10 protein-coding genes are annotated in these 7535 nt (G+C 42.0%); 3 read left to right on the top strand and 7 right to left on the bottom strand.

The window, feature by feature from the left end:
• Positions 1-90: 90 nt before the first annotated feature.
• The gene (locus tag G548_RS0113700; RefSeq protein WP_022794724.1) at positions 91-363 is read right to left on the bottom strand and encodes a hypothetical protein; all 273 of its coding nucleotides are present in this window, start codon (positions 361-363) and stop codon (positions 91-93) included.
• Positions 364-1050: 687 nt separating this feature from the next.
• On the opposite strand from G548_RS0113700, the gene G548_RS19535 reads away from it, so the two are divergent.
• The 3 genes from G548_RS19535 (at position 1051) to G548_RS18300 (ending at position 3451) form a co-directional block, all read left to right on the top strand.
• The gene (locus tag G548_RS19535) at positions 1051-2034 is read left to right on the top strand and encodes an excalibur calcium-binding domain-containing protein (RefSeq protein ID WP_022794723.1); all 984 of its coding nucleotides are present in this window, start codon (positions 1051-1053) and stop codon (positions 2032-2034) included.
• A 151-nt stretch (positions 2035-2185) separates the two neighbouring features.
• Positions 2186-2737, top strand: a complete 552-nt coding sequence (locus G548_RS0113690; protein ID WP_022794722.1) for a hypothetical protein — start codon at positions 2186-2188, stop codon at positions 2735-2737.
• A gap of 120 nt (positions 2738-2857) precedes the next feature.
• On the top strand, positions 2858-3451 hold the full coding sequence (locus G548_RS18300; RefSeq protein WP_022794721.1) for a DUF4352 domain-containing protein: 594 nt from the start codon (positions 2858-2860) through the stop codon (positions 3449-3451).
• Positions 3452-3574: 123 nt separating this feature from the next.
• On the opposite strand, the gene G548_RS19295 is transcribed toward G548_RS18300, so the two are convergent.
• The 6 genes from G548_RS19295 to G548_RS0113655 all read right to left on the bottom strand — a co-directional run bounded on the left by G548_RS19295 (position 3575) and on the right by G548_RS0113655 (position 7471).
• Positions 3575-3724 (bottom strand): hypothetical protein, encoded by a 150-nt coding sequence (locus G548_RS19295; protein WP_022794720.1) that lies wholly within the window; start codon positions 3722-3724, stop codon positions 3575-3577.
• Positions 3725-4597: an AAA family ATPase gene (locus G548_RS0113675; protein WP_040881095.1), complete on the bottom strand. Its 873-nt coding sequence runs from the start codon at positions 4595-4597 to the stop codon at positions 3725-3727. It abuts the gene before it with no gap.
• A complete protein-coding gene (locus G548_RS18870; protein ID WP_022794718.1) occupies positions 4485-5330 on the bottom strand; it encodes a DnaD domain-containing protein in 846 nt (281 codons plus the stop codon). Before G548_RS18870 ends, G548_RS0113675 begins: the two co-directional genes overlap by 113 nt.
• A 170-nt stretch (positions 5331-5500) precedes the next feature.
• Positions 5501-5740, bottom strand: a complete 240-nt coding sequence (locus tag G548_RS0113665) for a hypothetical protein (RefSeq protein ID WP_022794717.1) — start codon at positions 5738-5740, stop codon at positions 5501-5503.
• Positions 5741-5795: 55 nt separating this feature from the next.
• Positions 5796-5933, bottom strand: a complete 138-nt coding sequence (locus tag G548_RS19290) for a hypothetical protein (protein ID WP_022794716.1) — start codon at positions 5931-5933, stop codon at positions 5796-5798.
• A 623-nt stretch (positions 5934-6556) separates the two neighbouring features.
• On the bottom strand, positions 6557-7471 hold the full coding sequence (locus G548_RS0113655) for a GIY-YIG nuclease family protein (protein ID WP_022794715.1): 915 nt from the start codon (positions 7469-7471) through the stop codon (positions 6557-6559).
• Positions 7472-7535 lie beyond the last annotated feature (64 nt).

Here is a 7535-nt window from a genome sequence, read left to right as displayed (position 1 = left end):
GAAAGCCACCGGATGAAAAACCGGCAGCGAATATTTTCAACAAAAGTGTAAACAGGAAATGAGCAAAAAGTGTAAAATTCGACTTGACGTCTACAGCACCTTTTCATCACTAAAGTAATTTATAAAAAAATCATCGGTTTGAGATTGATTCCATCCTTGTAAATATGGTTCTTTATATTTCGCTGAAGTCATGTTTTCGGTCATAGCCCAATTATATTCAAACATATTAATTTCCATCGCATTACGAACTTCTAGCATTCCTTCTTTATAACTAGCTTTTAATTCTTTAGCCAAAGCTTCTTGAGTCTCTTTTTGGGCTTTTAAAATATTGTTAAAAAAGGTGTTTATACTATAATTAATCAATAAAATTCCTCCTCATTTCACTCGCTTCAATTTCTCCTGGGACGTCAAAATTTTTGTCTCCCCATGTGCAGGCATAGGAGAGCAATAAAAACGGCCCACTAATAAGAAGTTCTTTTTGTTCTAAGTACCTCAAAATCTAGTTGCTTCATCCTGCTCCCAGTTGTCGCTATAGTGCTGCCAAGCAGATCGAAGCAGCGTAAATTTCCAGTAATGCTCCCCTTTTCTTTTTGCATCCTCTCAAATATCATTACGTACTAGATCTTTTCGCTAAAAGTCCCTTCCTTTGTTTTGTAGTGCCTCTCCCTCAACCGCTAACATCAGAACTTTTGCTTCTAAGTATTTGCTTACTTATTCACTACGGATTTTCTCCATTTCAAAATGTCTTCCTCCTGTCTGAAACTTTAATCACATTTTATCATTTTATTCCATATATATTTATTATTGAGTACTTTTTCTTATTACTTCTTTACAGTGGAGTTACGATAGTTCAATGTTTAAGCCATACAAATTAATCAAACAGATAGTTAGGAGGCAGACATTTTGCTTGGGTTGTTGTGAAAAAGGGAGAAAAAAGGCCTAATTAGAACATCGTGCTCGCCTATAACTTTAAAGAAAAAAACATTCTGACTGAAGAAGAATCCGAGACCAAGAAAGCAAAATTATTGAGGTAATTTAGGGGGCTCAGCAATGAGCGAACGACAGAAATGGTACAAAAAAATTCCGGGGTTTCGTACGCGACGCTGGTGGAAAATGCTTCTGGCTGCAGCCGGTTATGGGTTTATCCTTCTCTTATTGTTAGGGATCGGCCTGACAGTCACTGGGGTTGGTTCGAATCAAACAATTACTCAGCAGCAGGAAGAAATCTCCACGCTTGAAGAAGAGAAAGAACAGTTGAACCAACGTGTAAATAATTTAGAAGACGAAAACCAAATCCTGGAAGAGACAGCAGACGCTAACAATGCAGAAGCCAGTAAAGCAGAAGAAAATGCTACTCAGATCGACAATCTCCAGGGGAAAGTCGGTACATTACAGAGCGATAAGGAGCAGTTGAACGCAACGATCAATGATCTTGAAATAGAAAATGAAGAAGCGACTCAGCAGGTTTCGAATTTGGAAGATGAAAAAGAAGACTTAAATCAAAAATTATCAAATCTGGAAGAAGACAATAGTGAGCAGGAAGAGCTTCAGGGAAAAATCGATAACTTGAACGAAGAGATCGAGGAAAAAGATCAACGGATTGAAGAAGTAACATCAGATCTAGAAGACCTGCGCTCCTCGAGCAATGATACTTCATCAAATAACAATGAATCATCTAACAGTAACGAGACTTCCAGTAACGAGAGCAACGGCTCTTCCACTTCTGTATCCTCCGATATGAATTGCGGGGATTTTTCCAGTCAGGCCGAGGTGGATCAATTTTGGAACGATAATGATTATAGCGCAAATGATGACCCTCATAATCTGGATGGAGACTCAGACGGGGCCCCTTGTGAATCTTTTTTTGACACTTACAGCGAGCCTTCTGACGATTCCAGTGATTCCTCCTCTGAAAATGTATATTATGAAAATTGTACTGCCGCAAGAGACGCCGGAGCTGCCCCGGTACAGGAAGAAGATCCAGGATACGGCAGCCATTTAGACCGGGACGGGGATGGAACAGGTTGTGAATAATGTTCAAATATGTGAAAGTACAAGTCCTAAGAGATTTCTTAGGGCTTTTTCGCCCTGAAAGAGCGACTGCCCTAAATAAAGGAATCCACACAAAAAGCATGAAGATATAATATAGTAGTATTATATATTTAGGACAGGCTGGAGGGATTCGATGCAGAAGAAAATGATGCTTCTCACACTGGGAGTTTCTTTTGGTATTTTTTCCGCGGGCTGCAGTTTGGGAGAAAATGCTTCGCCGGAGGAAGAAAGCAAGGAGCAGCAACCTTCTGAAGAGCAGCCCGGTAATAATACGGAGGAGAGCTCTGCTCCGGAGGAATCGGTGGCCCAGCCGCCTGATGAAAGCGATTTTGAGGAAAATTTAAAAAATGCGGCTGAACCCTATTATGAGGATATGCATGAAGGCGCCCCTATCGTTGTCGAGGGAGAGATTACTCATGAATACTCGCCCGGCGAGAATTTTAACCCCTATGATGAACGTGTTTACAGAATGCATGCACCTTCAGGGGATAAAGACACTTATTTAGTCACTGCCCCAGAGGATAGTTACCTGAAGGTTGGTTTAACGATAGCGTTGTACGGCGGCTTCGACGGATTTGCCCCAAATACCGAAGTGCCGCTCGTTTTAGGGGATATTGCGGAGGACAGCGATATAGAAATTGAGAACGGGCCGGAGCAGGATGATCAGCTTGAAACATCAGATTAGACGAATATTGAGTAAAAAGTATTGCAATGTATGAAAAAAGTATTATAAATAAATTGCCAATCACTCGTATTACTGGTAAAATTAGCCTCGTTTCATTACATATGTAGGGGGTTAAATTTTATGGGTAAAATGTTTAAAGGCTGTCTGACAGGCGTCGGCGCCCTGGTCCTGGTGATCATTATTATTGTGATCATTGTAAGTGTGACCGGTGGGGACGGAGATGAATCCTCTGGTGACAGCAGCAACAATGAAGGTTCTTCAGAAGAAAGCAGCGCGTCGGAAGACGGAGGTTCTGAGGAAGAAACGTATGGTACTGGTGAGGAAGTTCAGGTTGGCGATGTGACTTATGTCGTTAATGGAATGGAAACGTCCGGGACAGTAGGTTCTGATGGCTTAGAAACAGAAGCTGACGGTACGTATATTCTCGTCGATGTAGAAATCACGAATAATGGCAGTGAAGCTATTACTGTAGATGAGTCTTACGTGAAATTACTGAGCGATGGCAATACTTACGAGCCAGACTCTGAAGCTTCTGGTTATGCTAATGAAGACGGTATGGGATTGTTCTTAGAGCAAATCAATCCTGATTCTACTTCTAGCGGGGTGATCGCCTTTGATGTTAATGAAGAAGTCGCTGAAGCAGATGATCTCCAGGCACAAGTTCAAGAAGGTATTCTTGGAAACAACTCTGCCAAGGTTAACTTAAACGAATAAAATCGCATTGTTTTATACTCAACAAAAGCCGACTCATGAGCGCTGAAGAAAAGCCGCTTATGAGCCGGTTTTTTATTTTCAATAATAAGTTTCTATGTATACCGAAACTCTGCGGTCATAATTTCATCCTTCCACCACCGTTTTCTGCCTTTCAAAATTCCGCTCCGCCTCTTTAAAGCGCTCCAAATTCCGCTGCACCCGCTCCCTTCGCAGCTGCTCTTCCACTTCGTTCAGCATTCTCCCCTGCATTACTATCGCGCACGCTGGCACCATTTAATACACTCCTTTGAGTCGGTAATTTAAGTCGTTTTTTGCCCCGGCGATCGTCACCAGGAAGGATTTGCACATCTGCACGATCCGGGAGGCGAGCGCGTCATCCACATCCACAAGCTCTTCCATGATCAGCTCGGTGGAAACGAGAATCGGCAGGTGATTCAGATACCGGTGATTAATCACGGCGTACATCTGCTCGATCTGCCAGGCGGTCGCCCGCGGCACCCGCTCATACCCATCCTTTGTCCACTGCTTCACCGGCTTGAACAAATCATCGATAAACAACACATCCGCCTTTTTCATGCGCTCCATTTTCCGCTCCAGCAGATTAAAGTCGTCCCGCAGGTCGTTAAACCCTTCAACGTAAGGAAAATACTGGACGGATATGCCCTGCTGCTGTCCACCCTCGTCCTCGATCTTTTTGCGCTGCATCAGATTATTGCTGAGCGCCGTTAAAATGTGCGTTTTACCGCAACCCGGAACTCCCATGATCAGCATGCTGTTCTCCCGCTGCTTCCGCAGATCCTGGTAATTGCTGTAGTAGGCGAGCGCGGCTTCTTTCATACTCGCTACCTGCGGATCCATGTTGTCGGTCTGAAACTGCCCGAAGGTGACATTCCGGAAGCTTTCGGTGATCTCACTGAATTGAAGCAGCCGCTGCGTCCGTCGCTCGCGAATACATGGGCAGATCACCCATTTTTCTACTCCCTCCACCCTTTCCAGCCAGCCGGTCTGGTCTTTGCATACCGGACACTGGTAGTCAGGTTCCCGGCCGGTACCATCCACGGCCGAGAGTGGATTGCTTTTCATTTCTGCTGATTTCTTTTCGAGACTGGCGAGTACCTCCTGCATGCCTTTGGCTGCTTCTTCCATGTCGGCGTGCCTCCTTCTGCTGTTTTTTTGTTTCTTCGTATTTCTCTACATCATCAAGCGTGCGACAGCCGAACCGCTGCCAGTCATTCAGGATCTGCTCAGCGTATTTCAGGCTGCGGCCGCCCTGCAGAATAGTAATCTCTAATGCCCGAAGCACAATCTCCGGGGAAAGCACCTCGCACCAATCACTCAGTCGCTCCCGGTGATAGGCTGTCATCTTTCCGCCAAAATTCTCCTCGTAAAACGGAACAACACTGCCGATGGCGCGGGGACTACTGTTTAATTCATCTGTTGAATTCAACTGCAGATCATCTGTTAAGGAATCCGACACTTTGTCCACATCCGGGTTAGTGACAGACTGTTCAGATGGATTTGCACATTTTGCCATAATGGAAGCAAGCATTTTGTCGTAATCCAGCGCATAGTGCAGCGTCGGCGCCCCGTTCGCCTTTTTCAGCTTGGTGGTGACCAGCTCTTTATGGATCAGCTTATCGATCGACCCCTTGATTTTGCGCCGGGACAACCCCGTCTCCACTTCCCATTCCCCGTAGCTTTTATAAAAGAAGCCGTCGGTGCGCTTTGTTTTGTCGGCGTAAAACACGAGCTGATTTAAAACGAGCGCCGTGTTCAGATCACCGTCCAAAAATTCGATAAAGATACGCGGCACCCTGATTATATGATCCTGTCCGCTCATTTTCTTCATGATGGCCCGCAGTTCATGATGCTTGCTCACACTTTTCACCTCTTTATAAATTTCCAGGAAAGCATCGAGTTTATTTTTCGTCTTCCCCACGTTGTATATTGTCTGGACTATTTGTTTTGGGGGATAAAAAACTATTATGTACGATGAATTTTTCTCATGCCTGGTTCAATACGGCCTCCAATTGAACATAAAAAAACCCGCTACTCGGTTTCGTAGCGGGCGCTTCCTGTCTTTTTCCACAGCACATCAATGATGGGTAATTCGCTCAGGCGGGTGATAATATATTCTTTTTGCCGGTACGTTTGAATGCTGTGAAATAATTCCTCTTCGGTTTCAAACGAATAAATTTCTTCTCCGTAATACGCATTGACGATTTCCTTGTACGCTCCGATGAGAATTTCATTGGTTTTTCCGCGTTTGATGTAAGCAAAGTTACTCATTTTATCACCTTCTGCCTACACATTACCATACTATTCTAGTTTTTCATCATTACATTTATTTTACAAAGTTTGGCTGCTCCAGCTGCTGCTGCAGCTCCTCCACACGCTCGGTATATTCATCGTGCGGAACCTCACCTTTATCGTACTCTTCCTCCAGCGCCAGTTTCTCCGTAATCAAATGTGCTTTATTCATTTTTTATCATCCTTTATTTTTTTATGTATTCCTCTCTACCTCTTTATATAAGGGAAGCAAACATCTAAATGCATTTTCGGGATGAAAGTCATATAGAATGCAGGCGCTAGGGTAATGCTTTAGAAAGCATTCCTACAAAGTTGTCCCAATACTTCTGTTTCGTCTTCTACCTGTTACAGCTTATCGCCCCAATTTTTCTCCGAAGGAAAATGAAAGCAAATGAGATTCATTTTGAAATCATTTTTTGCCACTTTGTCGTTCTTCTCCACCGGCTTCCGGTAGACATGCACATTTTTCACGTCTTTAGAGGCTGGCTATTCATAAATCGAAAAGATCAAATCCGTCCTGCTTCCGTCTTCTTGTGGGAAGTAGACGTTCCGGGCACAGTTCCTAATGGAGGTTTACTTCTTTCTAAGCAGTTTGACTTGGCTCTTCTAATTCTCATTCGTTTTAGATATCCGCTGCTTTATCCTGTTTGGCTGCCACTCGTTTCAAGGAGGAGGTTACATTACCCAAGGAGCGACTGATAAACATGGCTGGGGGTTCTGGGAATCAACTGAGACATGTTCGCCATGATATAGGCGTCTGTATGTTTCACGCGGTTTGTCATTCCTTTCAATATTTTATTCTATAGATACTTTGTCTCCATCCACTCTTAAAACTGACTTTTCTTCATCCAAAATATTACCTTTTAATTCATTATTATCAGTAAAGTAAATAAATGGGGTATTAAGAGTGTATTCGAAATTCTTAATATTTCTTTCACTTAGTACTCTTCTCCCTTCGGGATACTTTCCATACATTGTGCCATTATATCTGGGCTTTAACTGATTAATTAAAGCTCTTTCGCAATCTTGAATAATTAAAGCTTCGAGATCATTATCAATAACATATTCATTAAAATCAAAACCCTCTAATTCAATATTAAAAAAAGAAGTCAGTTCAAACAAAAAAACTTTGCATTCATTTTTCACTTCAGCTCCATACTCAATAGGAGAAGCGTTTTTTAATATTTTCTGTGTGGCGTGATGTGAGCCCTTGATTAAACGTGCATGAGCTCCTTTTGCTTTTGCCATACCAATATATAAAACTTCATAGTTTACAAATTGACCAAAATCAAATTCTTCTTCAATATCATACATTAAGTTATTGCTTAAAAGATGAGTCAAAAAAATATCGGAGGTAAATAAAAAAGTGTCATTGTTATCATTTTCAAGCGGTATCAAGTTGATCATTTTTTCTCCAGCTTTCAATCTATATTTATCAACTTCATACTGTTTTTCTATGGTTTCAATGATATAAAATTTAATAGTGGGCGTAGTAATTTTTCCCATTTGTAATTTAAAACAAATAGCGCCTTCTTCTCTTAAATTACTTTCATCTATTTCTATGAACTTCACTTCTTTTCGTTGCGTTATAAAATAAATAGTAGCCTTATTTATAATTCTTTCAAGTTCTTTTAGTTTCTCAATCCAATAAGTTTCTTGAAAAGACATAGGTACATATACCATATCTAGTTCCGTTATTAACTTACTCATATTATCCCCCCTGTCACTTTATTGCAGCAATTATTACTAGGAGTTTACATTGCTTATAAAGGCC

This window comes from Marinococcus halotolerans DSM 16375 (assembly GCF_000420725.1).
Classification (GTDB): domain Bacteria; phylum Bacillota; class Bacilli; order Bacillales; family Marinococcaceae; genus Marinococcus; species Marinococcus halotolerans.
Note: the sequence above shows the minus strand (reverse complement) of the source record. Positions and strands in the feature narration are given on the sequence as shown.